Genomic DNA, 18,037 nt, shown 5'->3' on the forward strand with positions numbered 1-18,037 from the left:
TGTGGCTCACTCTGCTATTTCTTAAAAATGAATAATACTAACCACCTTATTCACGAAACGAGAATGCCATGGACTTAACCCAGCTTGAAATGTTTAACGCCGTCGCGCTGACGGGCAGCATCACCCAGGCGGCGCAGAAGGTGCATCGCGTGCCGTCTAACCTGACGACCCGCATCCGCCAGCTGGAAGCCGATCTTGGCGTCGAGCTGTTTATTCGTGAGAACCAGCGTTTGCGCTTATCCCCCGCCGGACATAACTTTCTGCGCTACAGCAGGCAGATCCTCGCCCTGGTGGATGAAGCGCGCATGGTCGTCGCGGGTGATGAGCCGCAGGGGCTATTTGCCCTCGGCGCGCTGGAAAGCACCGCCGCGGTGCGCATTCCCGAAACGCTGGCGCAGTTTAACCAGCGCTATCCGCGCATCCAGTTTGCCCTATCTACCGGGCCTTCCGGGACGATGATTGATGGCGTGCTGGAGGGAACCCTCAGCGCCGCCTTTGTCGACGGGCCGCTGTCGCACCCGGAGCTGGAGGGGATGCCGGTCTACCGGGAAGAGATGCTGCTGGTCACGCCAGCCGGGCACGCGGAGGTCGCCCGCGCCACGCAGGTCAGCGGCAGCGACGTTTACGCTTTTCGCGCGAACTGCTCGTACCGTCGACATCTGGAAAGCTGGTTTCATGCGGACAGAGCCACGCCCGGCCGCATTCATGAGATGGAGTCCTATCACGGCATGCTCGCCTGCGTCATTGCGGGCGCTGGCATCGCGCTGATGCCGCGCTCGATGCTGGAGAGTATGCCGGGACATCATCAGGTTGAAGCCTGGCCGCTGGCGGAAAACTGGCGCTGGCTCACTACCTGGCTGGTGTGGCGGCGCGGGGCGATGACCCGCCAGCTGGAAGCCTTTATAGCGCTGCTAAACGAACGTCTTCAACCAGCGCCTTCTCCATAAACAGGCTGAGCGGATCGTCAGCGTACGGGGCAAACGCCGGACGCAAATCGTACCCGCATTGCTCGTACAGGCGAACCGCGGCGCGCTGTTTGATGCCCGTCTCCAGCCTTACCGTGTGGCAATGGCGGCTCAGGGCTTCATCTTCCAGGGCGGCCAGCAGCGTCTCGCCGAGATGCTGCCCGCGATGGGCCGGATCGATATAGACCCGCTTCATCTCCCCCGTTCCGTCGCCGTTGAGCACGATGGCTCCGCAGCCTACGGCGTGCAGCTGCTGGTCACGAATGACCATCAGGATCAGCGAGGCTTCCGGCAGCGCGGACAGGTCGAGCAGATGGTTGCTTTCGGCGGGATAGAGTTCGCTCTGGTAGCGGTCAAGCGCCGCGATCAGCGTGAGAATGTCCGGATGACGTGCAGATTCAGAGGTAATGGAATACATGGCAGGCACCTTGCTGTTTTTATATCAACATAGCTCAGGCCTGCCGGAGTGGTTCATAGTATTAACTTATAGCGCGTCACTCAGCTAGCGCAGGAAGATTCGCCCTTTCAGGTACAGCGTAGCCTGGCCGCCAATCAGCACGCGGTCGCCCTTCAGCTCGCAGCGCAGATCCCCGCCACGGTATGACACCTGGCGGGCATTGAGTGACATTTTGCCCAGCTTTTCGCTCCAGTAAGGGATCAGCATGCTGTGGGCGGATCCGGTGACGGGATCTTCCGGCACCCCTTCGCCAGGGCAGAAGAAGCGGCTGACGAAGTCATATTCTTCTCCCGGCGCCGTCACGCAGACCATTTTATCCAGCGGAAGCATGGCCCCAATATCCGGCGTTAACGCTTCAACCTGCTGCTGGCTCTCCAGCACCACCATGAAATCGCGTCCGACGCGCACCTCTTTTGCCACCGTGATGCCCAGCGCGCTAAACAGCAGCTCAGGTGGGTTTTCGACGATTTCCGTCGACCACGCGGGGAAGTTCAGCGTCAGCCAGTCGCCGCTGCGCTTGACGGTCAGCTCGCCCACGAAGCGCGTGGTGAAGGTGATTTCGGTATGCGGATAATCAAGGTATTCGAAAATGACGTGCGATGCGGCAAGCGTAGCGTGACCGCACAGGTTAATTTCATCCAGCGTGGTGAACCAGCGCAGCTCAAACCCGCCGTCGGTGCGCACGAAAAAGGCGGTCTCAGACTGGTTATGCTGTTGCGCCATTTTGAGCAGCGTTTCGTCCGGCAGCCATTCTTCCAGAGGACATACCGCTGCGGCGTTGCCGCCAAAGGTTTTATCGCTGAAGGCATCCACCAGATAAAAATCAATTTCCTGCATTGTCTCTTCCTCTCTTGTTATGGGTTTTAGCGCAGAAAAACTGTGCCTTTCAGATAAAGCGTGGCCTGCCCGCTCATCAGCACGCGCGAACCTTTCAGCTCACAGCGCACATCGCCGCCGCGCGCTGAAACCTGACGGGCAAACATCGTGGTTTTGCCCAGCTTTTCACTCCAGTAGGGGATCAGCATGGTGTGCGCGGAGCCGGTGACCGGGTCTTCCGGGACGGAAACGCCCGGTGAGAAAAAGCGGCTGACAAAATCATATTTCCCCTCACCGCGCGCCGTAACGCTCACCTTATGCTCGCCCGGCGTCATCACCGAGAAGCGCGGCGCAAGCGCTTCAACCTGCTGGCGATTTTCCAGAACGATCAGCCATGCGCGCCCTTTACGGGCTTCAACGTAGCGGCTGATACCCAGCGCCGAGAGCATCTCCGGCGGGGGTGTCTCTTCATGGGTTGGACATGCCGGGAAATCCAGCGTCATCCACTCCCCCTCCCGGCTGACGGTGAGGCGGCCAGAGGCGGTTTCAAAGTGGATCCGCGAATCCGGGTAATCCAGCTCGGTAAACAGCACGTGCGCGGCCGCCAGCGTAGCGTGGCCGCAGAGATTGACTTCGGTAAGCGTGGTAAACCAGCGTAGCTCAATGCCCCCTTTACTGCAGACGAAAAAAGCCGTTTCCGACTGATTATGCTGCTGCGCCATTTTCAGCAAGGTCTCATCGGGTAACCATTCCTTGAGCGGGCAAACGGCGGCCGGATTGCCGCCAAACGAGGTGTCGCTGAACGCATCTACCAGATAAAAATCAATCTCCTGCATTGTCTTACCGCCTGTTTTTATTGTGTTGTTCTTTTATATTCAATGAAAACGGCGTTCCCGGCTACCGCTTTCATAAGGTAAATATTGAGATCTGCGTCACATAATGGTTGAGTTTTCGCCGTTCGACGTTTTAAGATCGTCTCCTCTTCTTTTCAGCAACGAATCTCCGACATCCCTATGACAACGAACACAGTTTCCCGCAGGGTTGCGTGGCTACGCGTGGTCACGCTGGCCATCGCCGCGTTTATTTTTAACACCACAGAATTTGTTCCGGTTGGGCTGTTGTCTGACATCGCTGAAAGTTTCCAGATGGAAACGGCGCAGGTGGGCATTATGTTGACCATCTACGCCTGGGTTGTGGCGCTGATGTCCTTGCCGTTTATGCTGCTGACCAGCCAGATGGAGCGGCGCAGGCTGCTGATCGGCCTGTTTGTGCTGTTCATCGCCAGCCATGTTCTGTCGTTTATGGCGTGGAATTTTACGGTGCTGGTCATCAGCCGAATCGGCATTGCCTTTGCCCATGCGGTGTTCTGGTCGATCACCGCGTCGCTGGCTATTCGACTCGCGCCAGCGGGTAAACGCGCCCAGGCGCTGAGCCTGATTGCCACCGGTACCGCACTGGCGATGGTGCTGGGTCTGCCGATTGGCCGCATCGTAGGGCAATACTTCGGCTGGCGTACGACATTCTTCGCCATTGGTATGGGCGCGCTGGTTACGCTGGTATGCCTGATTAAGCTGCTGCCCGCGCTGCCGAGCGAACATTCCGGCTCGCTGAAAAGCCTGCCGCTGCTGATGCGTCGCCCGGCGCTGCTGGGTATCTACCTGCTTACCGTCATTGTGGTGACGGCCCATTACACGGCATACAGCTACATTGAACCCTTTGTGCAGGTGGCGGCGGGCTTTAGCGCCAACTTTGCCACCGTCCTGCTGTTGATCCTCGGCGGAGCGGGCATTATTGGCAGCGTGCTGTTCGGTAAGCTGGGTAATCGGCATGCGTCGACGCTGGTGAGCTGCGCTATCGGTCTGCTGCTGGCCTGCCTGCTGCTGCTGATGCCTGCCGCAGGCAGTGAGAGCCAACTGGCGATCCTCAGCCTGTTCTGGGGCGTGGCGATCATGATTATTGGTCTGGGCATGCAGGTGAAGGTCCTGGCCCTGGCGCCGGATGCAACGGACGTCGCCATGTCGCTGTTCTCAGGGATTTTCAATCTGGGGATTGGCGCGGGCGCGCTGGTGGGAAATCAGGTAATACTGCACGTATCAATGTCGGCGATTGGCTATCTGGGCGCCATTCCGGCCCTGGTGGCGCTGGTCTGGTCAGTGCTCATCTTCCGTAAATGGCCGGTGGCGCTGGAGGAACAGGGTCAGCACGGGTGAGCCCTCTTGCCGGGTGGCGGCTTCGCCTTACCCGGCCTACAAAACCCGCAGGCCCGGGCAAGCGAAGCGCCGCCGGGCAATCACATCAATGATAGGTTTTAATAATTTCCAGCACGCCGTTAATAATAAACTGCACGCCCATACAGACCAGCAGGAAGCCCATCAGACGGGAAATCGCCTCGATACCGCCCTTGCCTACCCAGCGCATAATGGCCCCAGAACTGCGCAGCGACGCCCACACGATAACCCCGATAATCGCAAAAATCAGCGGTGGCGCAACCGTCAGCACCCAGTCCGGGAAGGTTGCGCTGTCACGCACCGTTGATGCGGAGCTGATGATCATCGCGATCGTACCCGGCCCCGCCGTGCTCGGCATGGCAATCGGTACAAAGGCGATATTCGCACTCGGCTCGGTTTCCAGCTCTTCCGATTTGCTGGCCGCTTCCGGCGACTCATGCGCTTTTTGCGCCGGGAACAGCATGCGGAAACCGATAAAGGCCACAATCAGCCCCCCGGCGATACGCAGGCCGGGGATGGAAATCCCGAAGGTGTTCATCACCACCTGTCCGGCATAGTAAGCCACCATCATGATGGCAAACACATACACCGAGGCCATCATCGACTGATGGTTGCGCTCGGCGCTGTTCATATTCCCTGCCAGCCCGAGGAACAGCGCCACCGTCGTTAACGGGTTAGCCAACGGCAGCAAGACCACCAGCCCAAGGCTGATTGCTTTTATTAAATCCAACATAGTGCGTTGTCGTCCTTATCCATATTTAACACAGCAATTATAGGGTGAAAGTGTGACATTGAGCCATGGGTGCAACGCAACGATTATTTCCGTCCTGGAAAGATAACTGACAGTTATCTATATGATTTGAAAGACCTCAAAAAAAGTTCATGAAACGTTTTAGCAATTCGTGGCATCGGCTGACTCATTCAGTTGACTTATACTTGCCTGAGCAATAATATCTGCCGTGACTAACTACTTGCCAGGGCAACCATTGTGAAAAGCACCAGTGATATCTTTAACGACGTTGTTCCGCTGGGTCGTCTTATTCATATGGTAAATCAGAAAAAAGATCGCCTGCTCAACGACTATCTGTCACCGCTGGATATCACCGCAACACAGTTCAAAGTGCTGTGTTCCATTCGCTGCGAAGTGTGTATTACACCGGTTGAGCTTAAAAAGGTGCTCTCTGTCGATCTGGGCGCGTTAACCCGCATGCTGGATCGTCTCGTCTGCAAAGGATGGATAGAACGAAGCCCTAACCCGAATGACAAACGCGGCGTACTGGTGAAGCTGACCAGCGATGGCGCGGCCATGTGCGAGCAATGTCATCAATTAGTAGGACAAACACTGCATCAGGAACTAACAAAAAACTTAACGGCAGATGAAGTGGCAACCCTTGAGCTTCTGCTCAAAAAAATACTGCCGTAAACAGAAAAAGAGGTATGACGATGTCCAGACGCAATACTGACGCTATCACCATTCATAGCATTTTGGACTGGATCGAAGATAACCTGGAATCGCCGCTCTCCCTTGAAAAAGTGTCAGAGCGTTCAGGTTACTCCAAATGGCACCTGCAACGGATGTTCAAAAAAGAGACCGGTCATTCATTAGGCCAATACATTCGCAGCCGCAAGCTGACGGAAATTGCCCAGAAACTGAAAGAAAGCAATGAGCCGATCCTTTATCTGGCGGAGCGTTACGGATTTGAATCGCAACAAACCCTGACGCGTACGTTCAAGAACTATTTTGACGTGCCGCCTCATAAGTACCGAATCACCAGCGTGCCGGGCGAATCCCGATACCTGTATCCGTTAAAACACTGTAGTTAATCATCGCCTGTAAAGACGTAACCGAGGAAATCATGAAAGTTACCGCCTCCGCCGCCCTCGCCTTGCTGGTGCTGTTCTCCAGCCAGACCTTCGCGGAGCAAACCCCTCGTGCAACGCAGCAAAATAATCCTGATACGATGATTTTGCCGTCAGCACATGACCAGTCGCCTTATGACTTTAACCATATGGGTGCTGGTAGCGACAAATCCGACGAATTAGGCGTGCCTTATTATAATCAGCACGGCCTCTGATTCGTTTTTGCCCCGCAGACGCGGGGCTTTTTTTATGCCTTTTCGCTTACCCGCGTCGCCCGACGAACCCGCAGACCAAACACGTTAATGTACAGCCCGGCCATGATCAGCACGGCGCCAAGCAGCTGCAGCGCGCTCAGCGTTTCATCCAGCAAGAGTGCCGCACTGGCAAGCCCCACCACCGGCACCAGCAGGGATAACGGCGCCACGCGCCAGGTTTCATAACGCCCCAGCAGCGATCCCCAAATCCCGTAGCCCACAATGGTGGCGACAAAGGCCAGATAGACAAGAGAAAGGATTGTGGTCAGATCGATTTCGACCAGACTGTTCAGCATTACATCCGGACCATCCAGAATAAACGACGCCGCCAGAAACGGGATTATCGGGATCAGCGCGCTCCAGACCACCAGAGACATCACCGCCGGGCGCGCCTCGTGCTGCATAATCAGCTTGTTGAAGATATTCCCGCAGGCCCAGCTCAGCCCCGCCGCCAGCGTCAGCATAAAGCCGAGCAGCGCCACATCCTGGCCGTTCAGGCTGGCTTCAATAAGCACCAGCACGCCAAACACCGCCAGCGTAATGCCCGCCAGCTGTTTTCCCTGTAAACGTTCGCCAAACACGAAGGCGCCGAGAATAATGGTAAAGAACGCCTGCGCCTGCAGCACCAGCGAGGCCAGACCGGCCGGCATGCCAAACTTGATGGCGCAGAAGAGAAACGCGAACTGGCCAAAGCTAATGGTCAGGCCATAGCCCAGCAGCAGTTTAAAGGGGATCTTTGGACGCGCCACAAAGAAGATGGCCGGGAATGCGACCAGCAGAAAACGCAAACCGGCCAGCATCAGCGGCGGCATGTTGTGTAACCCCAGCTTGATGACCACAAAATTCAGCCCCCATACTACGACCACCAGCAACGCCAGCAGCCCGTCTTTACGCGTCATACCCTGCCCCTGAATTATTAATTATTTGTTAACACTTCAAGTTAACAGAAAAAAGCGCGCGGCGAGAAGATCATTAATTCTGGCAGTCAGGCTAAGCACTTACGGATAAATTAGGTGCTATACAAGCCCCTTATGTCATGGTAATCCTGTTAACACACGTCTAAAAAAAGCATAAGCAACTGTCGGGCAGGAATATGAAACCATCTCTCAGGCGCTCAACCGCAGCGCTGCTGGCGTCGTCATTGTTATTAACCATCGGTCGGGGAGCAACGCTGCCGTTCATGACCATTTATCTCACGCGCGTCTACAGCATGAGCGTCGAGAATATTGGTTATGCCCTGACGATTGCGCTGACCATCGGCGTGGTGTTCAGCCTGGGATTTGGCATTCTGGCCGATAAGTTTGATAAAAAGCGCTACATGCTGATTGCGATCGTGGCCTTTATCGCGGGGTTTGTCGCGATCCCGCTGGTCGATAACGTCACGCTGGTGGTGCTGTTCTTTGCGCTGATCAACTGCGCCTATTCCGTCTTTTCGACGGTGCTGAAGGCCTGGTTCTCCGACGTGCTCACCGCAAGCCAGAAAGCGCGCGTTTTCTCGCTTAACTACAGCTTTCTGAACATTGGCTGGACGATCGGGCCGCCGATTGGCACCCTGCTGGTGATGTACAGCCTGCAGCTGCCGTTCTGGCTGGCGGCCTTCTGCGCGGCGCTGCCGCTCGGATTCATCCATTTCTTCGTGCAGAAAAGCGTTGCGCTGGATACCGCCGAGGAGAAGATGCCCTGGCAGCCGTCGGTATTGCTGAAAGACCGCGCGCTGTTCTGGTACACGCTCTCTGGCCTGCTGGCGTCATACGTCGGCGGATCGTTCGCGACCTGCATTTCGCAATACGTTCTGGCCGCGCATGCAGACAGTAATTTCGCCGAAAAGGTGGTCGCCGTGGTATTGCCCGTCAACGCCGCCGTGGTGGTGACGCTGCAATATGCGCTGGGCCGCAAGATCTCTGCCAGCAATATTCGCCCGCTGATGACCCTCGCCACCCTGTTTTTTATCGTGGGACTGGGTGGCTTTATGCTCTCCGGGGAAAACCTGGTTTACTGGGGCATCGCTGCCGCCATTTTTACCCTGGGTGAGATTATCTATGCACCGGGCGAATACATGCTGATCGACAACATTGCCCCGCCCGGGATGAAGGCGAGCTATTTTTCCGCGCAGGCGCTGGGCTGGCTCGGCGCGGCGGCAAACCCGATGATCACCGGTATTATCCTGACCAACCTGCCGCACTGGTCGCTATTTGTCATCATGATGGTTGCCATCGTCATGGCGTGGCTGATGATTTTGCGTGGGATGAGCGTGAAGGCGTGGTGTGAAACGCCCAACGTGGCGTAGCGCTTCCAGGCCGGGTGAGGCGTAGCCTCCACCCGGCAATAAAGCATCAGTGGTGCAGCATTTCCTCTACCACCTGTTCTTTGTACATCTCATTCGGATAATAGGTCGGCCAGTTATCCATCTCTTTCAGCAGCGCCTCGTGGGAGGTGTTGCCCATGAAAATATGGAAGTGCGAAGAGGCCTTCGGGGCGATGGTGTGGTCGCTGAACTGAACAAACTTTGGTGCCTTGCTGCCGGCATCCTTACACTCAAACAGGTAGCGAACGCCTTTTTTTCCCGATGCGTAGGTCAGTATTTTGTAGCCGCTGTAATCATACTGACAGCGGCTGACCGCTTTGCCCTTATGAAATTCCATCACGTTGTTTTCGATGCCGATAGCATCCACGTCCGTCGCATAGCCCTTGCGGTAGTACGCTTTCACCTCGTCAAAGGTTTTGCTTTTGTCTTTCTGCGCTTTCTGTTTAAACACCGGATCCAGCGAACCGTCCAGCAGGAACGGATAGACCGACTGCCAGGTTCCGTCCCAGTCAGACAGCGCTCTGTCCTTCACGTCCTTATCCTCAAACACGCCGTTCGCCGCCCTCTGTTCCGCTTCGGTCATTTGATGGCCGTGCGAGTGAGCAAACAGCTGGCCGCTGACCAGCAGCGCCCCCAGAGTCATGGCAAATTTCCCAAAATGTGCAGCCAACATAACACCCTCATTCCGTTTTATAAGAATGCGGATGTTATATTATAACATTTTAAATCGCAACCAATCCGCGAACGCCCTCCTGCTCCATGTTTTCACCCCGGCCGCGCTGGATAATGGTGCCGCGCGACATCAGCAGATAGCTGTCGGCCAGCTCGGCGGCAAAGTCGTAAAATTGTTCGACAAGCAGGATCGCCATGTCGCCTCGGTTCGCCAGGGTGCGGATCACCTGTCCAATCTCTTTAATCACCGATGGCTGTATGCCTTCGGTCGGCTCGTCCAGAATCAACAGCTGCGGACGGCTCGCCAGCGCGCGACCAATCGCCAGCTGCTGCTGCTGTCCACCGGAGAGATCGCCCCCGCGGCGGTGCTTCATCTCTTTAAGCACCGGAAACAGCTGCCAGATCTCATCCGGAACCTGCTTCGCCTCGCGGGCGGAAAAACGCGACAGCCCGAGCAGAAGATTCTCTTCCACGGTCAGGCGCGGGAAAATCTCGCGGCCCTGCGGGACGTACGCCACGCCAGAGTGCACCCGCTGGTGCGGCTTGCTGTGGGTGATTTTTTTACCCTGCCAGATGACCTCCCCGGTTTTCGCCGGGATCAGCCCCATCAGACACTTCAGCAGCGTGGTTTTCCCGACGCCGTTGCGCCCCAGCAGGCAGGTGACTTCTCCGGTGACGGCCTCAAAACTCACGCCGCGCAGGATATGGCTGCCGCCGTAATACTGATTCAGTTCGTTAACCTGTAACATCATCGCTCCTTAGCGCCCCAGATAGACCTCAATCACCTGCTCGTTAGCCTGCACCTCGCGAAGCGAACCTTCCGCCAGCACGCGTCCCTGATGCAGCACCGTGACGTGGTCGGCGATAGTCTCAACAAAGCCCATATCGTGCTCCACCACCATCAGGGAGTGCTTACCCGCCAGCGTTTTGAACAGCTCGGCGGTGTATTCGGTTTCCGCGTCGGTCATCCCGGCGGCCGGTTCATCCAGCAGCAGCAGGTGCGGGTCCTGAACCAGCAGCATACCGATTTCCAGAAACTGTTTTTGCCCGTGCGAAAGCAGCCCGGCGCGGCGGTCGCGCTCGCTGCTAAGGCGCAGCAAAACCAGCATCTCATCGATGCGGTCGCGCTGTTCACCGTTGAGTTTTGCCCGCAGGCTCGCCCAGACGGATTTATCGGTTTTCATGGCGATCTCCAGGTTTTCCCACACCGTCAGCGCTTCAAAAACCGTGGGCTTCTGGAATTTACGCCCGATCCCCTGGCGGGCAATGGCCGCAGGCTCCAGCGCGGTCAGGTCGATAGACTGATCGTAAATCGCCCACCCGCTCTTTGGCCGAGTTTTGCCGGTGATGACGTCCATCAGCGTGGTTTTACCGGCGCCGTTAGGGCCAATCACGCAGCGCAGCTCGCCCACGCCGATATTCAGCGACAGATCGGTCAGGGCCTGAAAACCATCAAAATTGACGTTAATGGCCTCAAGCTGCAGCACCGGGTCGGTTTGTTCCCGATAACGATCGCCGGGCAACTGGCGGGTGAATAACCCTTCGGCTGGCTGCATTATTTCTCTCCCTTTCGAAACAGACCGTAGACGCCGCGCGGTAAAAACAGCGTGACGGCGATGAAAATCAGCCCCAGAAACAGCTGCCAGTATTCCGGCATCGCGACGGTGAAGAAGCTCTTGGCGCCGTTCACCAGCGCCGCGCCAATCACCGGACCGACCAGCGTGCCGCGCCCGCCCAGCGCCACCCAGATTGCCGCTTCTATTGAGTTCGTCGGCGACATTTCACCGGGGTTGATAATGCCCACCTGCGGGACGTACAGCGCCCCCGCCAGGCCGCACAGCACGGCGGAGAGCGTCCATACCAGCAGCTTGAACCCGCGCGGATCGTAGCCGCAAAACGTCAGGCGGTTTTCGGCGTCGCGAACGGCGGTCAGGATGCGGCCAAACTTGCTCTTCGCCAGCGCAAATCCGGTGCCTAACGCCAGGAGCAGCAACAGCACGGTCGCCAGAAACAGCGCGATACGGGTGGTCGTTTCCGTTACCGAAAACCCGAGCAGCGTGGTGAAGCCGGTAAAGCCGTTATTGCCGCCAAAACCGGTTTCGTTGCGAAAGAACAGCAGCATCCCGGCATAGGTCAGCGCCTGGGTCATAATCGAGAAGTAGACCCCTTTGATCTTTGAGCGGAAGGCGAACCAGCCGAACACCAGCGCCAGCAGGCCCGGTACCATCACAATCAGCACCAGCGCCCAGGCAAAATGCTGGGTTCCCCACCAGAACCACGGCAGCTCGCTCCAGGAGAGAAACGACATAAACGCGGGAAGACCGTCACCCGCAGCCTGGCGCATCAGGTACATGCCCATCGCGTAGCCGCCCAGAGCGAAGAAGATACCGTGCCCAAGAGAGAGCATCCCGGCGTAGCCCCACACCAGATCCAGCGCCACCGCAACGATGGCATAGCAGAGGATCTTGCCAATCAGCGTCAGCATCCAGGTCGACAGCGCCAGCGGATGCGTCGCAGGCAGTAAGGCGAAAAACGGTAATATCAGCAGACACACCACCATCAGGCTGCCTGCAAGTTGCGTTGTGCGCGGCGCTTTGCGCGCCAGCGTTAAGGTCAGCGGCTGGCTCATCAGTCAATCACCCTCCCTTTCAGCGCAAACAGCCCCTGAGGGCGTTTTTGAATAAACAGCACGATCGCCACCAGAATCACGATCTTGCCCAGCACCGCCCCCATCTGCGGTTCAAGAATTTTATTGAAAATACCCAGACCAAACGCCGCGGCCACGCTGCCTGCCAGCTGGCCTACGCCACCGAGCACGACCACGAGGAAAGAGTCGATGATGTAGCCCTGACCCAGCTCCGGCCCGACGTTACCGAGCTGCGATAGCGCCACGCCGCCTAACCCGGCAATTCCTGAGCCAAGCCCAAACGCCAGCATATCGACGCGGCCTGTCGGTACCCCGCAGCAGGCGGCCATGCTGCGGTTCTGCGTCACCGCACGCACGTTGAGCCCCAGACGGGTTTTATTCAGAATGAGCCAGGTAAAGAACAGCACCAGCAGCACGAAGCCCAGCACCACAATGCGGTTCCACGGCAGCGTCAGGTTGGCAAAAACCTGCACTCCGCCGGACAGCCATGCCGGGTTGGCCACCTCCAGGTTCTGGGCGCCAAAGGTCATGCGCACCAGCTGGATGAGCATCAGGCTAATCCCCCACGTTGCCAGCAGCGTTTCCAGCGGACGACCGTACAGATGGCGGATCACGGTGCGCTCCAGCACCATCCCGATGCCCGCCGTCAGGCAGAACGCCACCGGAAGCGCGATAACGGGATAGAGCGCCAGCCACTGTGGCGCAAGCCCGGCCATCGCCTGCTGCACCATCCAGGTGGCATACGCCCCCAGCATCAGCATCTCACCGTGCGCCATATTGATGACGCCCAGCAGGCCGTAGGTGATGGCAAGCCCCAGCGCCGCCAGCAGCAGCACCGACCCCAGAGAGAGCCCCATAAACGCCTGGCCCAACAGATCGCCCCACATCAGTCGATGCTGGATCTGGCTCAGGCTCTCCTGCGCGGCGGCACGCACCCCGGCATCCGGCTCTGTCTGTGCCTGGGTAAACGGGGTAAGTCTGGACTCCACGTCCGGATCGTCTGACTGCCCTAATAACTCGACGGCCTTGCGGCGCACCTCTGCCTGCGGGCTGGCTAGCTGGAGATTCGCCACCGCCAGTAAAAGCGCCTGACGTGCCACCGCGTCCGTTTCATCATTTGCCCGTTTTTCCAGAAAAGCGAGCATACCGGGCTGGGCATCCCGCTGAAGCTGACGGGCTGCCGCCCGCCTTTCTGTGACACTGTCACTCACCAGCTGATGCGTAGCGATGGCCGTGGCGGCCAGCACGCGCAGCCGGTTGGTCAGACGAACGGCTTTGGCTGCCCCTTCGGTCGACTTAGCGTCACCGAGCGAAACCATTTGACCGTTGCGCTGCGCAAAGGCGTGCTTTTGGCTGTCGGTATAGAGGTTTTCTTTTTGCAGTGCCTGCAGCAGCGGCAGCCTCGAGGCGTCCGGCGCTTCGGCCCACTGCGTCAGCAACTCCGCCTGCTGGCTGCGGCTGGCGGCAACAAAACGATCGGCATCCGATGCCTGCGCCATCCCTGGCAGCAGTCCGGAAAGCCATACAAGAGCGATGAACATGCGCATGGCGTTCATGACGTTTCTCCCTGGTGATGGCTTAGTTGCTGGCGGTTTTCATCGGCTGGTCGGGCTTTTTATCGTTACCGGCGATGAACGGGCTCCACGGCTGGGCGCGTACCGGCTGCTCCGTCTGCCACACCACGTTGAACTGACCGTTGCCTTCGATTTCGCCGATCATGACCGGCTTATGCAGATGGTGGTTGGTGGCATCCATGGTGAGCATAAAGCCTGACGGCGCCTTAAAGGACTGGCCGGCCATCGCCGCACGCACTTTATCCACGTCGGTTGTGCCCGCTTTTTCCACCGCCTGCGCCCACATATGGATCCCCACGTAAGTCGCTTCCATCGGGTCGTTGGTCACCACGGTATCGGCGTTCGGCAGCTTATGCGCCTTCGCATAGGCTTTGTAATCCGCCACGAAGGCCTGGTTGGTCGGGTTATCCACGGATTCGAAGTAGTTCCACGCCGCGAGGTTGCCGACCAGCGGTTTGGTGTCGATCCCGCGCAGCTCTTCTTCGCCCACGGAGAACGCCACCACCGGCACGTCGGTCGCCTTCAGCCCCTGGTTAGCCAGCTCTTTATAGAACGGTACGTTGGAATCGCCGTTGATGGTCGACACCACGGCGGTTTTGCCGCCCGCGGAGAATTTCTTGATGTTAGCGACAATGGTCTGGTAGTCGCTATGACCGAACGGGGTGTAAACCTCCTCGATGTCCTTATCCTCCACCCCTTTCGAATGCAGGAAAGCGCGCAGGATCTTGTTGGTGGTGCGCGGATAAACATAGTCCGTACCCAGCAGGAAGAAGCGCTTCGCCGCGCCGCCGTCTTCGCTCATCAGGTATTCCACCGCCGGGATGGCCTGCTGGTTCGGCGCGGCGCCGGTATAGAAGACGTTTGGCGACATCTCTTCGCCTTCATACTGCACCGGATAAAACAGCAGACCGTTCAGCTCCTCGAAGACCGGCAGCACGGATTTGCGCGATACCGACGTCCAGCAGCCGAATACCACCGCCACTTTATCCTGACTTAACAGCTGGCGCGCCTTCTCGGCAAACAGCGGCCAGTTTGAGGCGGGATCCACCACCACCGGCTCCAGTTTTTTACCCAGCACGCCGCCTTTCGCGTTGATCTCGTCGATGGTCATCAGCGCGACGTCTTTCAGCGGCGTTTCGGAGATGGCCATGGTGCCGGAAAGAGAATGCATGATCCCCACTTTGATGGTATCGGCCGCCTGCACGCCAAAACTCATTCCCATCGTCACGACGGACGCGGATAACGCAAAGGCTTTTAATAAGGTACGACGCTGCATATTTTCACTCCTGAAAAAGAACGCTGTGCGAAAACGTCCGTTACGGCGTGGACGCGGAAAAAAATGTGTCAGCGAAGCAGGAGCAAAAAGGATGCCAGAATGGAGGTAGCGCTATTTCTGGAGGGGGAACGCGGGATGTAAAGAGAACGTCTCAGAATGGCACAGCGCTGCACTTTTATAATGCAGCGCTGTGGAAGAGGCTTTACCAGACTTCGCTGGCGATCTGCGTGACCAGACGGACTTTATCCCACTGCTGGGATTCGCTCAGGCTGTTGCCCTCTTCGGTAGAGGCAAAGCCGCACTGCGGGCTGAGGCAAATTTGCTCTTTTGCCACGTATTTCGCCGCCTCTTCCAGACGGGCTTTAATCCCCTCCGGGTTCTCCAGCTCGCCGTTTTTCGTGGTGATCAGGCCCAGCACCACCTGCTGCTTGCCCGGGCGAACGAAGCGCAATGGCGCGAAATCCCCGCTGCGGTCGTTGTCGTATTCAAGGAAGAACGCGTCAACGTTGACCGTCCCGAACAGCACTTCCGCCACCGGCTCATAGCCGCCTTCGGAAATCCAGGTTGAACGGAAGTTACCGCGGCAGACGTGCAGGCCGATGGTCAGATCGTCCGGCTTGCCTTCCAGCGCCTTGTTCAGGACACGGGCATAGATGCGTGCCAGCTCATCGGCATCGTCACCGCGCTCGCGGATCTGACGGCGCTGATCGTCCGAACAGAGATAGGCCCAGACGGTGTCGTCCAGCTGCAGGTAACGGCAGCCCGCGTCGTAAAATGCGCGGATGGCGTCGCGCCAGGTGGTCGCCAGATCGTCGAAATAGTCATTCAGATCCGGGTAGACCGTCGCATCGATGTCTTTACGGCCGCCGCGGAAATGGAGCACGCTCGGGCTGGGAATGGTCATCTTCGGCTGAGCATTGCCGCTGATGCTTTTCAGGTAACGGAAATCTTCGAGCATCGGGTGGTCGCCAAAGCCCAGCTTGCCGGTGACGCGCACGCCGTGGGCTTTGGTTTGTACCCCGTTGAACTGAATGCCCTGCTGCGAATCGTAACGCTCAACGCCCTGCAGACCGTCGAAGAAGTCGAAGTGCCACCAGGCACGGCGGAATTCACCGTCGGTGACCACATGCAGGCCGCACGCACACTGCTGCTCAACGACGTGGCGAATGGCATCATCCTCTACCGCGCGAAGCTGTCCGGCGTCAATTTCGCCGCTGGCGAACTTCAGGCGAGCCTCTTTGATGGCATCCGGGCGTAAAAAACTGCCGACTACATCGGCGCGGTACGGGGCGTGCTGTCGTTGCATGGAAATCTCCTCAGTCTGCCGGCGATAATTGCCAGCAGTGATAATTCATTATTTGAATATTTAGACTTCTGGATGTCTAAATGTCCAAAAAAGATGTCATACCTGTCCTGTTCCGGCAAACGAGAAAATTTCACGGGTGTTGAAAAAAATTCATCTTCACAGGGCGACGGCGGTTTCGCTGCTGGCAAAGGCGAACTTTTCATCCTCCCAGCCGGTGATCCCCCCGAGCATGATTTTGACCGGCAGCCCGAGGCGCGCCAGCTTCAGCGCGGCTCTGTCCGCGCCGTTACAGTGCGGCCCTGCGCAGTAAACGACGAACAGCGTGCCTTCAGGCCATTGGGCCATGCGCTCGGCGGTCATCTGGCTCCGCGGCAGGTGCAGTGCGCCGGGCACGTGACGGCGGGCAAACTGCTCCGGGCTGCCCACCACGTGCAGCAGCACGAAGTCCTGCTCATTATTGGCGATGGCGTGGTGCACATCCGCACAGTCGGTTTCAACGCTCAGGCGGCGCAGAAAATGGGTAACGGCTTCCTGCGGCTCGGCAGCCGGAAATTCAGTAACATAGCTCATGATCCTTCCTCATCTTTGGCGTTTGTGTTAACACTACTTTATCCACAAATTCAGCCCGTGAATGCGTTCGCTTATGCCAGAAAACAGCAAAAAGATGACAAACTTAAGACAAATTGCCCGCCCGCAGGTGGTCGTACTGGCGTATGACGGTCTGTGTACCTTTGAGTTTGGCGTAGCGGTGGAGATCTTCGGCCTTCCGCGTCCCGAGCTTGGCGATGAATGGTATCGTTTTGCGGTGGCGAGCGTGGACAGCGGTGAACTTCGGGCAACTGGCGGGATCCGCATCGTTACCGATGGTGATTTAAGCCTGCTTGCGTCTGCGGACCTGATTGTGGTTCCCGGCTGGCGGGGGCTGGATTCACCGGTTCCGGACGCGCTCTGCGAGGCACTACGCCAGGCCAGCGCGCGAGGATGCCGGCTGCTCTCCATCTGTTCGGGGGTGTTTGTGCTGGCCGCTACGGGGCTGCTGAACGGCCGCAAAGCCACAACCCACTGGCGCTACATCGACGCGCTTAAAGCCCGCTACCCTGACATCGACGTGGTTGAGGATGTGCTCTACCAGGACGAAGGCGATATTCTGACGTCCGCGGGCAGCGCGGCGGGAATCGATCTCTGTCTGCACGTGGTGCGGCGGGATTATGGCATGGAAACCGCCAACAGCGTGGCGCGTCGGCTGGTCATTCCCCCTCACCGGGATGGTTCACAGCCACAACAGCTGAGCCGCCCGGTAGCCCAGCTGCGGGAAAGCCAGCGTCTCGGCCAGCTGTTTGACTTTCTGCACACGCATCTTATCGAGGCGCACAGCGTCGACTCCCTGGCGCATCGGGTCGGAATGAGCCAGCGCACCTTCCTTCGTCGCTTCGAGGCGGCAACGGGGACGACGCCCGCACGCTGGTTAATCAATGAACGCCTGCTGAGAGCAAAAGATTATCTGGAAAGCAGCCGGTTGAGCATCGACAGCATCGCTGAACAGACCGGGTTTGGTCAGGCGTCGACACTGCGTCATCATTTTCGCCAGCAGTTCGCGCTTTCCCCGGCTCAGTATCGCAAACAATTTTCACGTCCGGGTACTGCCCGCTGAGGCGTTATTTTTATGGCTACACTGGC

20 protein-coding genes are annotated in these 18,037 nt (G+C 57.8%); 7 read left to right on the forward strand and 13 right to left on the reverse strand.

Annotated elements, in window-relative coordinates:
- The first annotated feature begins 68 nt into the window (after positions 1 to 68).
- Positions 69 to 947, forward strand: a complete 879-nt coding sequence (locus tag QMN93_RS07590) for a LysR family transcriptional regulator (RefSeq protein WP_193139273.1) — start codon at positions 69 to 71, stop codon at positions 945 to 947.
- On the opposite strand, the gene QMN93_RS07595 is transcribed toward QMN93_RS07590, so the two are convergent.
- From QMN93_RS07595 to QMN93_RS07605, 3 genes are all read right to left on the reverse strand, one after another.
- Complete coding sequence (locus QMN93_RS07595; protein WP_047653295.1) at positions 901 to 1,383, reverse strand: GNAT family N-acetyltransferase; 483 nt, start codon at positions 1,381 to 1,383, stop codon at positions 901 to 903. The genes QMN93_RS07590 and QMN93_RS07595 overlap by 47 nt on opposite strands.
- A gap of 84 nt (positions 1,384 to 1,467) precedes the next feature.
- Complete coding sequence (locus QMN93_RS07600) at positions 1,468 to 2,259, reverse strand: PhzF family phenazine biosynthesis protein (protein WP_182383555.1); 792 nt, start codon at positions 2,257 to 2,259, stop codon at positions 1,468 to 1,470.
- Between the two features lie 26 nt (positions 2,260 to 2,285).
- Positions 2,286 to 3,074 carry a PhzF family phenazine biosynthesis protein gene (locus QMN93_RS07605; RefSeq protein ID WP_069302821.1) on the reverse strand — a complete coding sequence of 263 codons (789 nt, stop codon included), beginning with the start codon at positions 3,072 to 3,074 and terminating at the stop codon, positions 2,286 to 2,288.
- A gap of 177 nt (positions 3,075 to 3,251) precedes the next feature.
- On the opposite strand from QMN93_RS07605, the gene QMN93_RS07610 reads away from it, so the two are divergent.
- A complete protein-coding gene (locus QMN93_RS07610; protein WP_193139272.1) occupies positions 3,252 to 4,448 on the forward strand; it encodes a sugar transporter in 1,197 nt (398 codons plus the stop codon).
- An 85-nt stretch (positions 4,449 to 4,533) separates the two neighbouring features.
- Here the strand turns inward: QMN93_RS07610 and QMN93_RS07615 are convergent, their stop codons facing one another.
- The gene (locus QMN93_RS07615; protein ID WP_023311775.1) at positions 4,534 to 5,199 is read right to left on the reverse strand and encodes a MarC family NAAT transporter; all 666 of its coding nucleotides are present in this window, start codon (positions 5,197 to 5,199) and stop codon (positions 4,534 to 4,536) included.
- A gap of 255 nt (positions 5,200 to 5,454) precedes the next feature.
- Between QMN93_RS07615 and marR the strand changes: the two genes are divergently transcribed.
- From marR to marB, 3 genes are read left to right on the forward strand one after another with little or no spacing between them, the layout of a single operon-like run.
- Positions 5,455 to 5,889 carry a multiple antibiotic resistance transcriptional regulator MarR gene (gene marR, locus QMN93_RS07620; protein ID WP_008502236.1) on the forward strand — a complete coding sequence of 145 codons (435 nt, stop codon included), beginning with the start codon at positions 5,455 to 5,457 and terminating at the stop codon, positions 5,887 to 5,889.
- Positions 5,890 to 5,909: 20 nt separating this feature from the next.
- Entirely contained in the window at positions 5,910 to 6,290 is a 381-nt protein-coding gene (gene marA / locus QMN93_RS07625; RefSeq protein WP_008502237.1) for an MDR efflux pump AcrAB transcriptional activator MarA, read from the forward strand.
- Positions 6,291 to 6,322: 32 nt separating this feature from the next.
- Entirely contained in the window at positions 6,323 to 6,541 is a 219-nt protein-coding gene (marB, locus tag QMN93_RS07630; protein ID WP_029741246.1) for a multiple antibiotic resistance protein MarB, read from the forward strand.
- A 32-nt stretch (positions 6,542 to 6,573) separates the two neighbouring features.
- Here the strand turns inward: marB and eamA are convergent, their stop codons facing one another.
- A complete protein-coding gene (gene eamA, locus QMN93_RS07635; RefSeq protein ID WP_193139270.1) occupies positions 6,574 to 7,479 on the reverse strand; it encodes an O-acetylserine/cysteine exporter in 906 nt (301 codons plus the stop codon).
- A gap of 194 nt (positions 7,480 to 7,673) precedes the next feature.
- Here eamA and ydeE point away from each other — a divergent pair, with 194 nt between their 5' ends.
- On the forward strand, positions 7,674 to 8,867 hold the full coding sequence (gene ydeE / locus QMN93_RS07640; RefSeq protein ID WP_182932005.1) for an efflux MFS transporter YdeE: 1,194 nt from the start codon (positions 7,674 to 7,676) through the stop codon (positions 8,865 to 8,867).
- A gap of 46 nt (positions 8,868 to 8,913) precedes the next feature.
- Here ydeE and zinT read toward each other — a convergent pair whose 3' ends face one another.
- From zinT to QMN93_RS07680, 8 genes are all read right to left on the reverse strand, one after another.
- Complete coding sequence (gene zinT, locus QMN93_RS07645; protein WP_045888408.1) at positions 8,914 to 9,555, reverse strand: metal-binding protein ZinT; 642 nt, start codon at positions 9,553 to 9,555, stop codon at positions 8,914 to 8,916.
- 52 nt (positions 9,556 to 9,607) lie between these two features.
- Entirely contained in the window at positions 9,608 to 10,306 is a 699-nt protein-coding gene (urtE, locus tag QMN93_RS07650; protein WP_087822571.1) for an urea ABC transporter ATP-binding subunit UrtE, read from the reverse strand.
- A gap of 9 nt (positions 10,307 to 10,315) precedes the next feature.
- Entirely contained in the window at positions 10,316 to 11,113 is a 798-nt protein-coding gene (urtD, locus tag QMN93_RS07655) for an urea ABC transporter ATP-binding protein UrtD (RefSeq protein WP_193139268.1), read from the reverse strand.
- Complete coding sequence (urtC, locus tag QMN93_RS07660) at positions 11,113 to 12,186, reverse strand: urea ABC transporter permease subunit UrtC (protein WP_045888382.1); 1,074 nt, start codon at positions 12,184 to 12,186, stop codon at positions 11,113 to 11,115. The genes urtD and urtC overlap by 1 nt, the downstream gene beginning before the upstream one ends.
- On the reverse strand, positions 12,186 to 13,760 hold the full coding sequence (gene urtB / locus QMN93_RS07665) for an urea ABC transporter permease subunit UrtB (RefSeq protein WP_193139265.1): 1,575 nt from the start codon (positions 13,758 to 13,760) through the stop codon (positions 12,186 to 12,188). Before urtB ends, urtC begins: the two co-directional genes overlap by 1 nt.
- A 22-nt stretch (positions 13,761 to 13,782) precedes the next feature.
- Positions 13,783 to 15,054: an urea ABC transporter substrate-binding protein gene (urtA, locus tag QMN93_RS07670; RefSeq protein WP_193139263.1), complete on the reverse strand. Its 1,272-nt coding sequence runs from the start codon at positions 15,052 to 15,054 to the stop codon at positions 13,783 to 13,785.
- 202 nt (positions 15,055 to 15,256) lie between these two features.
- Positions 15,257 to 16,360, reverse strand: coding sequence for a cobalamin-independent methionine synthase II family protein (locus QMN93_RS07675; RefSeq protein WP_064672492.1), 1,104 nt, complete (start codon positions 16,358 to 16,360; stop codon positions 15,257 to 15,259).
- A 156-nt stretch (positions 16,361 to 16,516) separates the two neighbouring features.
- A complete protein-coding gene (locus QMN93_RS07680; protein WP_047060853.1) occupies positions 16,517 to 16,930 on the reverse strand; it encodes a rhodanese-like domain-containing protein in 414 nt (137 codons plus the stop codon).
- Between the two features lie 73 nt (positions 16,931 to 17,003).
- On the opposite strand from QMN93_RS07680, the gene ftrA reads away from it, so the two are divergent.
- Positions 17,004 to 18,011, forward strand: a complete 1,008-nt coding sequence (ftrA, locus tag QMN93_RS07685) for a transcriptional regulator FtrA (RefSeq protein ID WP_083581946.1) — start codon at positions 17,004 to 17,006, stop codon at positions 18,009 to 18,011.
- Positions 18,012 to 18,037: the final 26 nt, after the last annotated feature.

Origin of the sequence: Enterobacter sp. R-1.6.2, assembly GCF_035064085.1 — a bacterium.
Lineage (GTDB): Bacteria > Pseudomonadota > Gammaproteobacteria > Enterobacterales > Enterobacteriaceae > Enterobacter > Enterobacter asburiae_B.